The sequence below is a fragment of the Enterococcus sp. XAF26B05_ASV22 genome, assembly GCF_056727285.1.
Genome location: NZ_CM161538.1, coordinates 1451075 through 1468057 on the forward strand (window position 1 = coordinate 1451075; position 16983 = coordinate 1468057).

General features: G+C 32.1%; 25 protein-coding genes. 23 read left to right on the forward strand and 2 right to left on the reverse strand.

Annotated elements, in window-relative coordinates; genetic code table 11:
- Nucleotides 1–438 precede the first annotated feature (438 nt).
- Nucleotides 439–810 carry a helix-turn-helix domain-containing protein gene (locus AC1PU0_RS07160; RefSeq protein ID WP_111247758.1) on the reverse strand — a complete coding sequence of 124 codons (372 nt, stop codon included), beginning with the start codon at nucleotides 808–810 and terminating at the stop codon, nucleotides 439–441.
- Nucleotides 811–1106: 296 nt separating this feature from the next.
- Here AC1PU0_RS07160 and AC1PU0_RS07165 point away from each other — a divergent pair, with 296 nt between their 5' ends.
- From AC1PU0_RS07165 to AC1PU0_RS07245, 17 genes are all read left to right on the forward strand, one after another.
- Nucleotides 1107–1292 (forward strand): helix-turn-helix domain-containing protein, encoded by a 186-nt coding sequence (locus AC1PU0_RS07165; protein WP_111247759.1) that lies wholly within the window; start codon nucleotides 1107–1109, stop codon nucleotides 1290–1292.
- A gap of 9 nt (nucleotides 1293–1301) precedes the next feature.
- Nucleotides 1302–1568, forward strand: coding sequence for a helix-turn-helix domain-containing protein (locus AC1PU0_RS07170; protein ID WP_206849772.1), 267 nt, complete (start codon nucleotides 1302–1304; stop codon nucleotides 1566–1568).
- Between the two features lie 34 nt (nucleotides 1569–1602).
- A complete protein-coding gene (locus AC1PU0_RS07175; RefSeq protein ID WP_111247761.1) occupies nucleotides 1603–1815 on the forward strand; it encodes a hypothetical protein in 213 nt (70 codons plus the stop codon).
- A gap of 2 nt (nucleotides 1816–1817) precedes the next feature.
- Nucleotides 1818–2030 (forward strand): hypothetical protein, encoded by a 213-nt coding sequence (locus tag AC1PU0_RS07180; RefSeq protein WP_111247762.1) that lies wholly within the window; start codon nucleotides 1818–1820, stop codon nucleotides 2028–2030.
- Nucleotides 2027–2227: a hypothetical protein gene (locus AC1PU0_RS07185; RefSeq protein WP_206849773.1), complete on the forward strand. Its 201-nt coding sequence runs from the start codon at nucleotides 2027–2029 to the stop codon at nucleotides 2225–2227. Before AC1PU0_RS07180 ends, AC1PU0_RS07185 begins: the two co-directional genes overlap by 4 nt.
- 2 nt (nucleotides 2228–2229) lie before the next feature.
- Nucleotides 2230–2427 carry a hypothetical protein gene (locus AC1PU0_RS07190; protein WP_206849775.1) on the forward strand — a complete coding sequence of 66 codons (198 nt, stop codon included), beginning with the start codon at nucleotides 2230–2232 and terminating at the stop codon, nucleotides 2425–2427.
- A 2-nt stretch (nucleotides 2428–2429) separates the two neighbouring features.
- Nucleotides 2430–2714 carry a hypothetical protein gene (locus tag AC1PU0_RS07195; RefSeq protein ID WP_206849777.1) on the forward strand — a complete coding sequence of 95 codons (285 nt, stop codon included), beginning with the start codon at nucleotides 2430–2432 and terminating at the stop codon, nucleotides 2712–2714.
- Nucleotides 2698–3009, forward strand: a complete 312-nt coding sequence (locus AC1PU0_RS07200; protein WP_206849779.1) for a hypothetical protein — start codon at nucleotides 2698–2700, stop codon at nucleotides 3007–3009. Before AC1PU0_RS07195 ends, AC1PU0_RS07200 begins: the two co-directional genes overlap by 17 nt.
- Before the next feature lie 50 nt (nucleotides 3010–3059).
- On the forward strand, nucleotides 3060–3365 hold the full coding sequence (locus AC1PU0_RS07205; RefSeq protein ID WP_111247767.1) for a hypothetical protein: 306 nt from the start codon (nucleotides 3060–3062) through the stop codon (nucleotides 3363–3365).
- Entirely contained in the window at nucleotides 3362–4612 is a 1251-nt protein-coding gene (locus AC1PU0_RS07210; protein WP_206849781.1) for an SNF2-related protein, read from the forward strand. Before AC1PU0_RS07205 ends, AC1PU0_RS07210 begins: the two co-directional genes overlap by 4 nt.
- Nucleotides 4613–4939 (forward strand): hypothetical protein, encoded by a 327-nt coding sequence (locus tag AC1PU0_RS07215; protein WP_206849782.1) that lies wholly within the window; start codon nucleotides 4613–4615, stop codon nucleotides 4937–4939.
- Nucleotides 4936–5202, forward strand: a complete 267-nt coding sequence (locus AC1PU0_RS07220; protein WP_206849785.1) for a hypothetical protein — start codon at nucleotides 4936–4938, stop codon at nucleotides 5200–5202. The genes AC1PU0_RS07215 and AC1PU0_RS07220 overlap by 4 nt, the downstream gene beginning before the upstream one ends.
- A 199-nt stretch (nucleotides 5203–5401) precedes the next feature.
- A complete protein-coding gene (locus AC1PU0_RS07225; protein ID WP_206849789.1) occupies nucleotides 5402–7252 on the forward strand; it encodes an AAA family ATPase in 1851 nt (616 codons plus the stop codon).
- Nucleotides 7253–7323: 71 nt separating this feature from the next.
- Nucleotides 7324–7614: a hypothetical protein gene (locus tag AC1PU0_RS07230; RefSeq protein ID WP_206849791.1), complete on the forward strand. Its 291-nt coding sequence runs from the start codon at nucleotides 7324–7326 to the stop codon at nucleotides 7612–7614.
- Entirely contained in the window at nucleotides 7614–8117 is a 504-nt protein-coding gene (locus tag AC1PU0_RS07235) for a DUF669 domain-containing protein (RefSeq protein WP_206849792.1), read from the forward strand. The genes AC1PU0_RS07230 and AC1PU0_RS07235 overlap by 1 nt, the downstream gene beginning before the upstream one ends.
- A gap of 49 nt (nucleotides 8118–8166) precedes the next feature.
- A complete protein-coding gene (locus AC1PU0_RS07240; protein ID WP_206849794.1) occupies nucleotides 8167–8709 on the forward strand; it encodes a hypothetical protein in 543 nt (180 codons plus the stop codon).
- Nucleotides 8710–8713: 4 nt separating this feature from the next.
- A complete protein-coding gene (locus AC1PU0_RS07245; RefSeq protein WP_479998794.1) occupies nucleotides 8714–10399 on the forward strand; it encodes a hypothetical protein in 1686 nt (561 codons plus the stop codon).
- 1 nt (nucleotide 10400) lies between these two features.
- Here the strand turns inward: AC1PU0_RS07245 and AC1PU0_RS07250 are convergent, their stop codons facing one another.
- Nucleotides 10401–11129: a DUF4145 domain-containing protein gene (locus tag AC1PU0_RS07250; protein WP_206849798.1), complete on the reverse strand. Its 729-nt coding sequence runs from the start codon at nucleotides 11127–11129 to the stop codon at nucleotides 10401–10403.
- Nucleotides 11130–11332: 203 nt separating this feature from the next.
- On the opposite strand from AC1PU0_RS07250, the gene AC1PU0_RS07255 reads away from it, so the two are divergent.
- The 6 genes from AC1PU0_RS07255 (at nucleotide 11333) to AC1PU0_RS07280 (ending at nucleotide 16971) form a co-directional block, all read left to right on the forward strand.
- Nucleotides 11333–13084: a phage/plasmid primase, P4 family gene (locus tag AC1PU0_RS07255; protein WP_206849799.1), complete on the forward strand. Its 1752-nt coding sequence runs from the start codon at nucleotides 11333–11335 to the stop codon at nucleotides 13082–13084.
- A 387-nt stretch (nucleotides 13085–13471) separates the two neighbouring features.
- On the forward strand, nucleotides 13472–13891 hold the full coding sequence (locus AC1PU0_RS07260) for a sigma-70 family RNA polymerase sigma factor (RefSeq protein WP_206849800.1): 420 nt from the start codon (nucleotides 13472–13474) through the stop codon (nucleotides 13889–13891).
- 125 nt (nucleotides 13892–14016) lie between these two features.
- Nucleotides 14017–14301, forward strand: coding sequence for a hypothetical protein (locus AC1PU0_RS07265; protein WP_206849801.1), 285 nt, complete (start codon nucleotides 14017–14019; stop codon nucleotides 14299–14301).
- Complete coding sequence (locus AC1PU0_RS07270) at nucleotides 14294–14677, forward strand: HNH endonuclease (protein ID WP_206849802.1); 384 nt, start codon at nucleotides 14294–14296, stop codon at nucleotides 14675–14677. The genes AC1PU0_RS07265 and AC1PU0_RS07270 overlap by 8 nt, the downstream gene beginning before the upstream one ends.
- Nucleotides 14678–14782: 105 nt before the next feature.
- Nucleotides 14783–15238 (forward strand): P27 family phage terminase small subunit, encoded by a 456-nt coding sequence (locus AC1PU0_RS07275; RefSeq protein WP_242596592.1) that lies wholly within the window; start codon nucleotides 14783–14785, stop codon nucleotides 15236–15238.
- Nucleotides 15235–16971, forward strand: a complete 1737-nt coding sequence (locus AC1PU0_RS07280) for a terminase large subunit (protein ID WP_111247778.1) — start codon at nucleotides 15235–15237, stop codon at nucleotides 16969–16971. The genes AC1PU0_RS07275 and AC1PU0_RS07280 overlap by 4 nt, the downstream gene beginning before the upstream one ends.
- Nucleotides 16972–16983 lie beyond the last annotated feature (12 nt).

Sequence of the window (16983 nt, forward strand, 5' to 3'; positions counted from 1 at the left end):
GTTACAATAAGCGTAATCAAATGTATGAGGGGTGAAGATAATGTCATTACTAACAATTGCGATCACTGTTATTTCAGTATTCATCATCCAAACAGGGGCATAAAAAATAGGAGCCGTTAATAATCGACTTTCCCTCGATTATTAACGATATACACTAAACACACTAGTGTACTGCTCCCTAAGTGTAGCAATTTGCTACAACAATGATAGTATAACATTAAGAAATCATTTTAACATCTATTTATTTCAATTGGATAAATTGTTGAAATGTAATGTTATATATTATTAAAGAGCGGTACACTCCAATATTAAAAGGAGTGTTACTTATGGAAAATTCAAAAGAACAAATTATTGATTTGGTAAATAAAATTCAAGATCCAAATCTTATTAACTACATCCTAAATATAATTTTACACTTGAAAGACTAAGAGCTGTTTATCAGCTCTTTTTTTGTTTTAGTTCAATAAGTGACTGAACCATATTATTAACGACTACCAATTCTTCATCACTTAATGAAGGTAAACTTTCAAATAGTTGAGTGTATGCTTCGTTGTCTGCTTTGAAAGATTTTGCAATAGCTGCAAACGTTTTGTCATCATAATGTTTTAATTGTGGTTCAGTAGTTCTTCCCAATAAGTAATCTGTAGTCACATTGAAATAATCTGCTACGGCTTCTAATTTATCAGACGTAGGACTCTGTGTTTTCCATTTGTAAAAAAGGTTTTCTCCAAAACCAAGCTTCTTAGCCACATCTTTAATATTTTCACCTCTATCTGAGGATAACTTTTTAATGATGTCAAATGTTGTCATATCAACCATCCTTATAAAAATACGAAAGAAAAATATTTAATTGAATAAAACAGTTGACAAAAGTATTCAATTGAATTATATTTATCTCGTAAGCTAATTTATTAGCTAATTATTTGACAAACAAAACCTTAAAACAAATACATTAAATCGTTGGGGAACGTGTGAATGTTAATTTGTAGGCTTTTAAAGTCTTATTTAGCTATGGTTAAATAGTACCTTATTGAATAATTTTTGTCAACGGAATTTATAAAATTAGCTAATTTATTAGCTTACAAAAATAAATAGGAGGTTAGAAGATGAGTGAAAACTTAGATTTACAAATTAGAAATGAGTTGAGAAAACGCAAAATGAAACATTATCAACTAGCAGAAATGGTTGGTATCACACCAGTTTATCTTTCAGATATTTTAAATGGTAAACGTGATGGCGAAAAAGCTCAGAAACACATCCGAACGATCAAAGAAATCTTGAACATTAAGTAGGTGAGAACAATGAAAGTAATTTTAACGGAGGAAGATGAACAATCTCTTAGAAGTTTTATTCATCAAATAGCTGTAGAAGAATTTAAAGCTGCTAGGAATGATGTTCACATTTCGGAAGTTCCATATAACCAAACAGAAATTGCTAAGAAACTAAACACATCAACTAAAACGATTCGAGAATGGGAAACGTTAGGAATGCCACATGGAACAATTGGTAGTTCTAAATTCTATGATTTCATTCAATGTAAACAATGGGTTTTAACACAAAATATATAAATCTTGGGCAAGCAATGAAAGGATGGTACGAAAAATGAAAAATATAACCTTTAGCAGAATCAAACTAAAAAACTATTTTCTAGCTTTAACTTATTTCCTTGTTGGAGTAGGAGTGTCGACTAAAATTCCGGCTGAGTTTCTGTTTATCATTTTAGGGGTTTACCTAACAGTTGCATTTTTCCACATTAAAGAAATGGTCCACGCAAGAAACGAAAGAAGAGAATACGAACATGATTGGGAGGACTAATCATGGAGAGTTTTGAATTCAGATGGGAAGCAAGGGTTGAAAGAAGCGTGTTGATCGAGGCTCATTCAAAAGAAGAAGCTTATAAGAAATGGGCTAACGGTGAATACGGAAAAACTGATATTGATGATGAGGACATTATAGGAAATGCAGTTGATTTAGATAATATCCCATACTATATCAATCGATTTGAAAAAGTAAATTACGGAAGTAGGTGAGTAAATTGCTAAATTCAGAACAAAATAAGCTAGTTGTCCAAGCAATCAAAGATAAAGCTGATAACTATGCAACATTAATCAGGAACGAAAATGCTAAACCGTTAAAGGAGCAGGATCTCAAGAAAACAGATCAGCTAACCGAAATGTATCATCAGTACAATTTGATACTAGATGTTATTCATGAGAGGGGGATGTAGAAATGGTCAAAATTGAATATGCGATTTATAAGGGCGATTCATTCCAATTTATTGGGAGTGCAAGGGAGTGTGCAAGCCGTTTAGATGTAAAACCTAGCTTTATACAATGGCTTACTACACCATCGGGTAAGAAGCATTTTGAGTCTCGTAAAGATAAAAGTAAAGCACTGACTGCGGTTAAGTTAAAAGATGGTGATTAGTAATGAGTAAAAAACGACTAACGTTTTCAGGTCAGGAATTTTCGTTAGATAGGTGGGGAGATTCAATCTATCTCACTGATGCAAAAAATTATACTTGTACTGAAATTAGAGAATTTATACCAGATGAGCATGAACCACAAAACGCTGAGTATATGCTAATAACCCATGGGGTTCAGCCAATGCTAACGAAAGAAGAATTAAATCAATTTGCACTGAAGATTTTGACTTTAACAGGTTATTTAACAATTACTGATGAGGAATGTGATGAGAATGAGAAGAAATTATAAACCTATTTTACCAGTTTCCGCAAAAGAAAGAGCAGCTGGTGTCAGAGTCATGGTTTTTGAAGGGTGGTCAATGAAACATGCTGCAGAAGATAAAGTCAAATGGTTCTCTAAAAGAAAACATTTAGTAATTATCAAAGAGAAACAAAGGACAACAAGAGGTAGGGGAAAAGTAGTTGGTCCTTGGGTAAGTAATAAAATTTATGTAGCCTTCATACCTAAGAAAAAGAAACAAGCTTTAGATGATTTAAAACAAAAACAAGAGCCTGCATCGTCTGCCAACGATACAAGCCATTAAATAAATATCAAATCTAAGGAGAGTGTACCACGAAAGGTTGTGAAAGTTAAGTGCCTAAATTAATTAAGGTTGATGGTAAAAACATTTTAATTGACGATGTTAATGATTTAAGAGAGTTCATACCCGATGAAATATTTGAGGCTGTTCAGTGGGTTTTGAAACAAAACGATTTATCAAAAGAAGTTGAGAATTTAGAAACAGAACTAAATGCGTATGAATCTAAAAATGAAGAATTAAATACTGTGTTAATAGATACGAAAGATGAGATTGATCGCTTAACGAATAGTGGTTTAACGAATGAGCCGATGGGTGTAGAGCTACGGAAAATACAAATAGAAATCAATAAGCATCTATGACTAAAATAAATCTATTTCCACATCAAGATAATCTACTAAATACTACCTATGAGTTTAGCCGTGTTGCGTACTATATTGACATGGGGCTTGGTAAAACCTTTATAGGATCTGAAAAGATGTGGGAATTAAATACCCCCTATAATCTAGTAGTTTGTCAAAAATCAAAAATAGATGATTGGAAAGAACATTTTGAAGAATTTTATCCAGAATATAATGTGATCATTTTCGACAAACAATCATTGGAAATTATTCCACAAGAGTCAGTTCTGATAATCAACTATGACAAGGTGTGGAGAAGACCAGAATTAGAGCATTTAAGAGACTTTACAATGATGCTAGACGAATCTTCCCTGATTAAAAATGAGAAGTCTAATCGCTCTAAATTTATCTTAAACAACCTCAAACCAGACAATGTCATTTTGCTATCTGGAACACCAGTAAGTGGTAAGTATGAGGAAATCATTTCACAAATAAATCTACTTGGTTGGAAAATGAGTAAGGATCTTTTCATGAAGCAGTATGTAAAACGTGAATGGGACGAGTTAGACGGTGGATGGAAGATTATAGGTTATAAGAACATTGATCGCTTGAAACGTAAATTAAGACAGTATGGTGCTGTATTTATGAAGACAGAAGAAGTTTTTGATTTACCAACACAGAACCATATAAATGTACCAGTTAAATCAACCAAACAATATAACGAATTCTCAACACATCATATGTGTGAATACGATGGAGAAATGTTTATTGGAGATACACCATCAAAGGCGAAATTATATCAACGTCAATTCGCTGGATACATGAATAACAACAAATTAATGCGATTAAAAGAACTAATTGAATCAACGAATGATCGCTTAATTATTTTCTATAATTTCAAAAAAGAGTGTGAAGTCATCAAAAAATTATGTGATGAATTAGAACGTCCATTATCAACTGTAAATGGTGATATTAAAGACTTGGAAGCTTATGAAACACAAACTAATAGTATTACGTTGATCCAATATCAAGCTGGAGCCATGGGATTGAATTTACAAAAATCAAATAAAATCATCTATTTCACATTGACCGATAAAAGTGAATTGTTTGAACAGAGTAAAAAAAGGACCCACCGAATTGGACAAGAACAACCATGTTTCTACTATTATCTACTCACTCAAGGAAGTGTTGAGTGGCGAATGTTAGATGTATTGAAAATGAGAAAAGACTATACAGATGAACTATTTGAACAGGAGGAAATGACTTAGATGAAAGAGTCCAAGTTTCAACAGCAAGTAATTCAGTTCCTGAAAGACAATCACATTTGGTACGTGAAATATTGGGCTGGTAGTAAATTTACGTCCGAAGGTGTTCCAGATTTATTAGTCTGCATAGATGGTATCTTTCATGGGATTGAACTAAAAAATGATGATTACTATGAATCAAAATTACAGGCTTACAACATGGGACTGATTAATGGTAACGATGGTGAGGGGTATATTTTACGTCCTACTAAAGTCAAGAAAAATAAATATCCAGAATTTAATTATTACCAACTTACCTTTGATGAATGGAAAGAGAGGTGGTTCAGATGAGTAAAGCACCAATTTATTTACCAATATCATTATTAGACGTTTTTGAAATGATTGAAGATGGAAAACTAGAACAGATTTTCGTTGAATATCAAAAGTCACTTAGTCCAGCAAAAAATTTTAATTTTACATTGAGTGAGTTAGATCGTAAAAATTTCTACATCAAACAAGAATACATTCCTAAAGATGAACAAGAAAGTAAGCATGTTCAAGTAGTTGTACCACCAGGATATGTTACAAAGAACGGAATAGGAAGTGATTCATAATGTATGTCATTCGTAATAAAAAAACTAAACAATGTGTATATGGTACAGACTATAGATACAATCCAGCACATCAAAGAATAAGCTTTGATCGAGCAGTAACATATGAGAGTTTAGAATCTGCTCAACTTGATTTCAAATTAAGAAAGTGCTCAGATAATTACGAAATTACTCAGGTTCAATTACAGGAGTGTGATTCATAATGCAATACAGTTATTCCAGAGTTTCACTCTTTGAACAATGTCCATATCACTTTAAATTACGTTACATTGATAAAGAACCAGAGATTCCAGACTACAGTGCAAATAGTCCACTTATTCTTGGTGGAGCGTTACACAAAGGGATTGAGACTAATTCAAAGACAATGATCCAAGATTACTATAATTCGTATCCTATTATTACTGATGACATTGTCAATGAAGCGATAAAAATTGATCGAATGTTACCAAAGGTAAAAGACTTTTTAAAAGAGAGTTTCCAAGGATGTGAGTTAATCCATGAGTATAAGATTGATAAGCCGTCATATGTTGGTTACGTTGATTTGATTGTAAAAACACCTGAGGGTACATGTATTGTGATTGATTTTAAGTATTCCAATAATATTAAAAATTATATGGATTCCAAGCAACTGCATATTTACAAACATTATTTAGAAGAAGATGGTTTTGAAGTAAATAGACTAGCATATTTATTCGTTGAAAAAATTGGTATCAGACAAGGAAAAACAGAAGATTTATTTCAGTTTCGCAAGCGCCTAGTCAAAACGCTAGTATCAGGAAAAGTTACTTTAGTACCAATTGAATGTGATGAATCCAAGGTAAATAGTTTCCTAAATAAAATTAATCAAATTGAATCAGCTACAGAATACCCACGAGATCAACATGGAAAATGTTTTAGCTGTGCAGCAATCAATGCAAAAAAGTCTGGTAGATGGACCACGTTAACACCACCAAGTTATTTAAATTATGAACAAGATAAGAATGGAGAGATATTAATGAAATTACCTACTACAGAACGAAGAAATGTTGAAAAAGTTACAAAGAGAGTCTTTTGGCTTTACGGCGCACCATTTAGTGGGAAAACTACTTTTGCAAATGAATTTCCCAATCCGTTAATGTTAAATACAGATGGTAACATCCGATTTGTTGATGCACCATTTATCAGTATCGCTGATGAAGTAAAATCGAGTGGACGAATAACTGAAACTATCAAAGCATGGGACAAATTAAAAGACACCGTTTCAGAACTTGAAAAGAAAGATAATGATTTTCAAACGATTGTCATTGATTTGTTGGAAGATACTTATCAATCAGCTAGATCATATATGTACGATAAATTAGGAATTGAACATGAATCAGATAATAGTTTTAAAGCATGGGACATGGTGCGTAATGAATTTCTAAACGTAGTTAAACGAATTGTTCATTTACCATATGAAAATATCATTTTTATCAGCCATGAAGATATTTCTAAAGATGTGACAAAGAAAACAGGTGATAAGATCACTGCAATTTCACCAAACTTACAAGACAAAGCAGCGTTAAAAGTTGCTGGTATGGTTGATATCGTTGGTCGTGTTGTTGCTGACGATGATGAGCGTAAAATTATCTTTAAGTCAAAAGACTATGTTTTTGGTGGAGGACGTTTACCAAATCTTCCAGTGACCGAAATTGATTTAAAGGTTGAAGACTTACTAGATGTTTATGATTCAGCAAATAAAGGATTGTCTAAAACAACAGGTTCAGATGAAGAAGTTGTTGAAGAAAAACCTAAATGTTCAAAACGTAAAAAGACCGAAGAAGCTACTACTGATGATGTAGAAAATGAAGTAACAGAATCAGAAGAAAAAGAACCTAAGCGTAAACGTAGAGCTAAAAAAGAAGTTGATACTGATCCAGAAGACAATGAAACTCCTCCAGGAGAAGAAACAAAAGAAACCGTAACTGATGAAGAACCGCCAAAACGTAAAAGACGTGAGCGCAAATCTAAAGATGAAGAACCAGAAGTGGAAGAAAAAACAACTCGTCGCCGTCGTAAAAGAGAGTCAAAGTAAAGTCCCGACGTGAAGATTGGGTATCAATTGAAATATCAGATGATGATTTACCATTTTAGGAGGAATTTATAATGAGAAAACAACTAAACACAAAAGAACAATGGTTTGCAAATACTGAGGAAGAAGCCAATAAAATTGTTGATGAAGCAAAAGAAGAATTTCCAGATGAAATGATTGGTCATTCAATTCAGCAAAAATCAAATAAAGCTGGGGAATATTTTCTTGTTAAATTAGATATGAAATTTAACACACCAGCTGGAATTATGGAAAGTGAACTGTCCAATGAATCAGAAGAAGATGATTGGGATGAAGGGGAAAATGAATCAACAGAAGAAAATACAACTACGGAGGATGATGAATAATGACTGAAAAACAATTTGACTGGAGTAAATTTGATAAACAGGTGGATCTAGATGCGCTGAAAGACGATGTGAAATCAGCTGAGGAAAATGGCGGGGGAGACTTTCCAGAAATCCCAATTGGCAAATACGAAGTGAAAGTTAAAAACATGGAGTTAGGACAATCAAAAGTGAAAGATGATGGTTCTGGTGGGGATCCAATGCTTAAAATTCAATTCCAAATTTTAGATGGTGAATTTGAAGGTAACTTAATTTTTTACAACGGAGTTATGCAACCAGCGAATGAAAAAGCATTTGGGTTCCAGGTCCACAACAATAATGATTTATTAAGAGCGTTGTGGGATGCGGATCATGATGAAGTTGATTTCAATGGATTTAAAGAATACAACGAGTTAATACTTGATATTGCAGAAGAAATCATTGAAGACGAATGGGAATACATTTTGGAAAAAAGCCAAACAAATAAAGGTTATGACAAATATGAAGTTTTAGAAATTCTGGACTAAAAATTAAATAGGGAGCTGAAAAAGCTCCCTTAAATTAAGGTGATGTTAAATGAAAACATATGAGGATAGACAATATTATGTCGCAATGTTTGTTTCTAGAAATAAAGACAATGATATGGTTGAAGGATTTAAACAACGAAGTAGAGCGTTTTTAACACAAAAAACACCAGGTGAGCTATTAGTAGACTTTAAAGAATTTTATGAACGAGGTGTTCCAAATGAAACTTGCAGATTCTATATTTCAGTGAATGCACGGAAATATAGTGTTATTTATAAGGCATTACAGCATCAATTGATTGACCAGATGAATCTAAATCTCACGAATATTGAAAAGTTAATAGCTAGTTTATCAATGAAAAATGGAACTGCATTAACGAATAAATGGTTATTTGATTTTGATGATGACAAGTCCTTATTTAAAGAATTTATCTCTGACTTATCTACAGAAATTGATGGAGAAATTTTAAAAATTGAAACACCTAATGGTTATGCTGCTGTTGTAGAACATGGGTTTGACACAAGAGAACTTTTAAAAAAATGGTCAAACGTGGAATTAAAACGTGATGCGATGTTATTTGTAACTAGGGAGTAGTACAATGATTTTCTATGATTTTGAGGTTTTTAAATATGATTGGTTAGTAGTATTGATGGACACTGATACCCAACAGGAGACTGTTATAATCAATGATCCAGATAAACTCATTAAATTTTATCATCAACATAAAAAGGATATATGGGTAGGCTTTAACAGTAATGGATATGATCGTTACATTTTAAAATCTATCATCTGGGTTTTTAATCCAAAAGAAGTAAATGATTGGATCATAGTACAACATAAAAAAGGATGGGAATTCAGCCGACAGTTTAACATGATACCTTTATTCAGCTATGACACAATGGTAAAACGTGATAAGTCGTTGAAACAGTTAGAAGGTTTCATGGGTCACGATATTAGAGAAACAACCGTTCCATTCGATATTGAACGTAAATTAACAGATCAAGAAATCGATGAAGTTATTTTTTATTGTCGTCATGATGTACATGAAACAATGGAAGTATTTGGAAGACAACTAGTAGAGTTTCAATCTCATTTATCATTGATTAATGAATTCCAGCTACCATTAAAACACATATCAAAAACACAAGCTCAGCTTGCTTCAACGATATTAGGAGCAACAAAAAAAGAAACTAATGATGCATATGATATCTTTCTTCCAAATACATTAATCATTAATAAATATAGTAATGTACTTGAGTTCTTCAAAAATTATACTGGTGATCCAAAAGAACTAAAAACTGAGATATTGGGTGTACCACATGTTTTTGCTGGTGGAGGAGTACATGGTGCCATTACAAAATATTATTGTGAATGTGGTCCCAATGAGTTAATGATCATGGCTGACGTAGATCAACTATACCCAACAATAATGACTGAATATAATTTATTATCTAGGGGTGTTTCACAACCAGTTAAATTCAAAAATATTTTAGATACTAGTTTAAAATTGAAAGCAGAAAAGAAAAAAAGAGAACGTGAACCATATAAACGAATATGCAATATAACTTATGGTGCCGAGGGTGATAAGTATAATGCAATGTATGATCCGAGAAATAGATTATTGGTTTGTATTTATGGTCAATTATTCTTACTAGATTTGATTGAAAAATTAGAAGTGATCTCATCATTAAAACTTATTCAATCCAATACAGACGGTATTTTAGTAAAAATCAAACGTGAGGACTTTGATTTATTTGACGACATAGTTTATGAATGGGAGCAGCGAACACACTTACACATGAGTTTTGATTTTTATAAAAAGATTTACCAGAAGGATGTAAATAATTATTTGATTGTTGAGATGGATGGCGAACATAAGTCGAAGGGTGCATATGTAAAAGAATTAGATCACTTGGATTATGATTTACCAATTGTAAATAAGGCTGTAGTTAATTATCTTGTGAGAAATACTCCAGTTGAAGAAACAATTGATCAATGCAACAATTTAATTGAATTCCAAAAGATCACCAAAATCAGTGGTAAATTTGACTATGCTTTGTATGGAAAGAAAAAGAGACATGAACGAGTGTTTCGTCTATTCGCAAGTAAATCAGGTAAAGAACTGAAAAAAGTGAAGGGTGAAAGTATTCAAAAAATTGGTTACACACCAGATGTTTGTAAGATAGTGAATACTGATGTGACAAAAAACAAAACTCCTGATTGGTTAGACAGGAGTTGGTATATAGATTTAGCTAAAAAAAGAATTAAGGATTTTCTTGGTTGAGTTATTTTTTTGGACTTAAGAATTTTTCCGAATCAATTAATACCAATTCATGATTTATTTCACTTATAAGAGCTTCGATAAAAGTCTTTAAGGATCGTAAATCATATTCTTCATGTTTTTTAGTATAGTGAGTTTCATCATTACCTAGATATGCGACTGTAGTAGCTAAATTTCTAATACGAGAACTTTCCAATTTATCTATTTTTTGTTTTAATGGAGTTTTTGGATTAGTTAACCAATTTTTTTCAGCTCCATTTTGTGGAACTTCTATTAAAAAGTCTGTTAATAATATTTCCAAAGACTTCCTGTATCCCATACCTGCTAGTTCGTCTAAATCTTGTTTTTCTGCGATTTGAGCTTGGTTATAAACTTTTATAAAACGTTTAAATTTATCCGAAACAATTTCAGGGACTATAGTATTTGAAATAATGGAGGGATAGGTCTTAACTATATCAAATTTATACACCTTTTCAGTTGCATATCCAACCTTAGGAGTATCATCTATTAAGTCATAGTAGTGAACACTATTACTACCACAATATGGACAAGTTGTTACTGACAGTAATTGATGTTGATCATATTTGCCGATTAGGGCAGCTGTTTCAACCACAACCTGTTTACCAGTATTTTTACAATGATTACAAATCAAAGGTATTTCCATATTTAATTCATCACTAGAAAAAGTACCTTCATCTTTGTTAAACCATCTAGTTCTATGTACATTATGCATTTGTGTAAAACTCCTTTAAATTATTTTAAACTAATTGTATCACAAGTCGGAAAGGTAGGTGAATAAAAATTTATAGAGGTTACTTAAAAGGTAGTGAAAAACATGCTGCTGAATCATTTAAAAATGATTCTAAAAAACTACTATCATATGAAACTGTTCGTAAGTTTGATTCTTATGTTGGAATATTAGATGATGAATTTGTAATGGTTGATATTGATACTCCAGCTGAAGCAAAGCTACTTTTAAAAATCATCAAATCCTTAAACTTAGGGTGTTCTGTTTTAAAAACATCAAAAGGTATTCATGTTTATTTTAAAGGATATGAATTAACAAAAAATAGTATTGAGTGGTACTCAGCAATCGGTGTGGAAGTGACCATTAAGTTGGGTAATAAAAATACTGCTGATCCTTTGAAAATAGATGGTAAATCTCGTAAGTGGTTAATTAAGACAACTAATTATGATCCACTACCTAAATGGCTGTGTCCAATGGAGAAAAAGAAAAAATCGAATCCAAGAAGTCCAATTACTGAAATTGATGAAGGAAATCGGAATCAAGAACTATTTAACTATATTTTGAAACTTCAATCAGTCGGAATGAATAAAAAAGAGATCCGTCAAACAATAAAATTAATCAACAAGTTTATTCTTTCGTCACCATTAGATGATTCAGAAATTAATGTGATCTTACGTGATGAAGCTTTTATGAAAGAATCATTCTTCAAAGGGAATATTTTTCTACATGATCACTTTGCAAAGTTTCTAATTGCAGAACACAACATTATTACAATCATGGATGTATTACACATCTATAAAGATGGTGTCTATTCCGATAATCAGAACGAAATTGAACGTGCTATGATCAAACATTTACCTCATTTAACTAAAGCAAGGCGAATGGAAGTATTAAGCTATATCCAATTGAAAGCAGAAGAAAAAAGTTTAGCAGCAACTAATTTTGTAGCTGTCCAAAATGGCATATTGAATCTGGATACTTGGGAGTTATTGAACTTTGATCCGAACATAATTATCAAAAATAAGATACCAGTTAATTATGTGAAAGACGCTTATTATGAAGTGACTGACACAACATTAAATAAAATTGCTTGTCATGATAAGTCCCTTAGAAAAGTTCTTGAAGAAATATTCGGTTATATTTTGTTAAGGCGTAATGAATTAGGGAAAGCTTTCATTTTAACTGGTGGTGGAAGTAATGGTAAATCATCCTACCTAAAGATAGTTCGTAAATTAGCTGGAGAAGAAAATACATCCTCACTAGATTTAAAAGAATTAAATCAGCGATTTAAAACGGCTGAACTATTTGGGAAGTTAGCAAATATAGGTGATGATATTTCAGGTGAATTTATCAAAGATAATTCTGAGTTTAAAAAACTTGTTACAGGTGAAGCATTGAACGTTGAGCGAAAGGGACGAGATCCATTTGATTTTGCAAACTATGCAAAACTGATTTTCTCAGCGAATAGAATGCCACGAATAAATGATACAAGTAATGGTTTGATGCGTAGATTGATGATGATTCCATTTAATGCAAAATTTACAGCTGACGATAAAGATTATGATCCATTTATTCAAGACAAATTAATTTCTCAACAATCAATGGAATATGTTCTTCAAATGGCTATCTCAGGACTGAAACGATTGTTAAAAAATCGAAAATTCTCACCTTCCAGAACAATTGATAAAGAAACAACGAAATACGAAGAACAAAATAATCCTATCATTGGATTTCTTAAAGAAGTGGAACCGAAACTTGAAAATGAGGTTGTAGCAGATATTCACCGAATTTATCAAGTGTGGTGTGTAGATAATGGATATCAAGCTACATCATCTAATGTATTTAGTCGGGAAATAAACAGAATTAAGAATCTGTTTACTAAAGTACAACGTATTGATGGTAAACCGAAAAAAATATTTATTAAAAAAGACACTATATAATAGAAGAAACTTTTTATTCAAAATTTTATACTTGGTCATTTTTGACCTAAAATGGCTGTTTTTGGTCAAATTTTACCCACTTTTGACATGTGATTTCTGGTTAAAATGATAGAAACTAGTAACTGTTACTACTCTAACCGTAACATGTAACGATTAACCGTAACAGCTATACTGTAGTAGTAACAAGTGGTACAGCGATTATGTTACGGTGTTACGGTTACTTTTTACTTCTTTTATATTAATAGTCATTAAAGCTTTAATCTATTATTTATAATATAAAAAAATAGGGGTTTAACCGTAACATTTCTAATTGAAAACTGCTGTATCTCATGTAGCTCTAAGGCTTAAAGGTGTTACGGTTAAAAATCAAGTCGTAACAAAATGGAGGTGATTCAAATATATGAGTGGTTAAATTCACTAATTTCTATTGATAATGAATTATATGAATTAAAACTGTCACTAACATTAAATGAAAAAGAACTATTACGATGGAAAAATTATACTGATACGGATGGAGATCTTGCCAAACATCAAACGTTTTTAACTGCTTTGCATAAACAAAAACAAATTAAAGGAGTGATTGATGAATTGGATCAACGAGTTGAAAAATTAAATAAAGAGCGTGAAGAAATCGTTCAGCTCATTGATAAGTTCAATGGTTTAAATCATCGAATTTTAAAATTGAAATATGTTGATGGTTTAACATTAGAATCTATTGCAGATGAATTAGGCTATAACTATCAATATATTAAAAACAAACATGCTGAGATCATGCGGATAATTAGATTCAGTAAAAATAGTAAGTGACGTAAGTTACCAAGATGTTACCGACAGGTTGATTAATACATGATATTCTATTAGTGTAGAAAATTTTGAGAGAAGACATTTCACATTCGTGAGGTGTCTTTTTAATTTTGAAAGGAGCAATTAAAATGGCAAGAAGAAAAAAAGAAGAAGTAGAAACAAAAGCTGAGGACAAAGAAGTAGAAGAAAAAGTAATTGAAGAATCGGTTAGTGATCAATCAGTTAAGGGTACGAAAAAAACAAATGCTGCTGAAAAAGAAACTGAGTTAGTACCAGAGATTGTTTCTACTGAAACGAATGATGGAGAGCTGGTACCTACAATTTTTACCACCGAACCCATCAAGCGTCAAACACCATTTGGTACAGAAGTTTGGGATCCTATTGAAAAACGGACAGTGTTAAAAAATGGCTAAGTATTGCCGTCAAGAAGGATGTCGTTCCTTAATTGAAAAAGGTCAATACTGTGAGGATCATAAGCGCAAACATAAAGTTGCTAAACGTTATTATTCAAAGAACAAAGCTTTTTATAAAACTGATGGATGGAAAGAAGTTGCTGACTTTGTTCGCTACCGTGATAAATACAAATGCACTATATGTGGTAAACCTGTGTTTGGTCGTGATAGTCAAGTTGATCATATCAAACCTATTTGGTTGAATCCTAATTTGAGACTTGATGTTAATAACTTACGGTTAGTATGTGCAAAGTGTCATCCAATTGTAGAATATAGACCATTAACACAAAATGAATCTAATTTAAAAAAATCATTTGATCCGTCAGATTATTTTTAAAGCCCCCCTATCAATTTAAAAATTAATTTTCTTTCGGGGGATAGGGTAGGGGGACCACTTTAGACAACTCCAGAACATTTTCAAAAAGAAAGGGGGGTGTGAATCATGGGAAGAAAACTAAAATCTCAAAAAATACTTGATGAAGCGTTGGAACATAAGGATTTTGAGCGTAAAAGAATTGAAGAAATATTGAAATCACTTGGAAAATATACTCCAGCTTTACACCCTCTAATTGAAGTGTATCTGGATGCGTGCGAAGTCTATCACATCAAGTATTTGGAATGGAAAGATACTGGTTTTAAATCAACGAAACAACACACAAATAAAAATGGTGCTAGAAACGAAATTAAACACCCTTTAGCACAACAAGTTGAGGTTTGGAGTGAGAAAAAATCAAAACTTCTAAATCAATTAGGCTTGGATATGAAAGGAAAAGAATTGGAGTTTGTTGGTCCGCTTGGTTCAGAACTTGAAAAAAAGAAAAAAGAAGTTAAAACAGACGAACCAGAAACAAATAATCGTCTGGTTCAATTTAGGAATAAGCGTGGTGGTAATTCATGATAGATATGGATATCAATTACGCTGATAAGTTTGCTAAAAATGTTCGTAGGCATAAAGAAAGATATCCTATTTCTATTCGTTTGACCGTAAAACGATACAATAAATGGAAAAAAAGAAAGGATATTTTTTTTGATTTAGAAAAAGCCAATATGATGTTGAGCTTTACCGAATCATTTTATAAACATTCTACTGGAGAATGGGCTGGTAAATCACTCGAATTAGAATTGTGGCAAATGTTTTATTTTTCAAACGTATATGGTTGGCAAAAGTGGTCTGATAAATGGGGTCGTGATGTACGTGTGATCCGTAAATCTTACCTGCAGGTTCCGAAAAAGAATGGTAAATCATTAATGGAAGGTGCACCAATCCTTTATGGTATGTATGGTGAAGGAGTAAAAGGTGCACAATTTTATTGCCTTGCTGCAGATTTTGATCAAGCGCAAAATGTTGCACATCCATTGGCAACAGTCATTGAAAACGATAGTGATCTGTTGGATGGTACACGTGTTTACCGAAAAGAGAAAAAAGTTACAACCATCAACTATGCATTTTTTGAAGATGATTTTAAATATCAAAATAATTTTCGCGTTTTATCTAAACGTGAAAAAGTTGATGGTAAGAACACGTATATTGTTGTTGCCGATGAAGTACATGAATGGGAAGATACCTCCAGGTATGATGGCTTGAAATCTGGACAAGCTGCACAACCAGAACCTCTGTTACTAGTTTGTTCAACTGCTGGTAAAAATAGTGGAGCGTTAGGAGTTCAAATCTATACTGACAGCAAACATATTCTTGAAAATGATAATGATGATGATTGGTTCATTATGATTTACGAACCAAATAAAGGGTATGATTGGGAAGATGAAAAAGTATGGATGATGGTTAATCCAAATTTAGGGGTATCATTTGATATTACTTTTTTACGTGGTGAGTATAAGGATGCTAAAAGAAATCCATTTCGGAAAGCTGAATTCATGTCTAAGCATTTAGATGTGTTTGTTAATTACGCCGAAAGTTATTTCGACAAAGAACAAATAGAAAATTGTTTGATCGATGCATTAGGAGATATTACGGGTGAACAAGTTGTTATTGGAATTGATTTATCCAGAACAACCGATCTTACGTGTGTATCAATTAATATTCCAACGTTTAATGATGTTGGTGAAAGTATTATTAAAATTAAGCAAATGTATTTTATTCCAAGTTTTAACATTGAGGAAAAAGAACAAGTGAGAAATGTTCCATATCAATATTATTCTGAACAAGGTTTTGTCACATTGTGTGAAGGTCGCACAATTGACTATGACCTTGTTTTTGATTATGTCATTGAAATGTATGACAAATACGAGCTGGATATTGTTCAAATAAATTATGATCCTGCAATGGCTGAAAAGTTAGTTGAAAGGTTTGAGTTGGAAGGATTTAATTGTGTGGAAGTTCCTCAGTATCCAACTGTCATGAATGAAATGATAGATGACTTTGAGATGCTAGTTGATCGAGATAGAGTACAAACTGATAATCCATTATTTATTATGTGTACAAATAATACCACCGTTGTTACTAATATCAATAATCAAAAAGCTCCAAGTAAACGTAAATCGCCTGAACACATAGATGGTTTTGTTGCTTTTTTAATTGGTCATAAAGAATCAATGAACATGATGCTAGAAGTTGGCAATGAAGAAGAGTATAGCGAATACATTAATAATCTATTTAACAGAAATAAATGAAAGGAGGTGAGA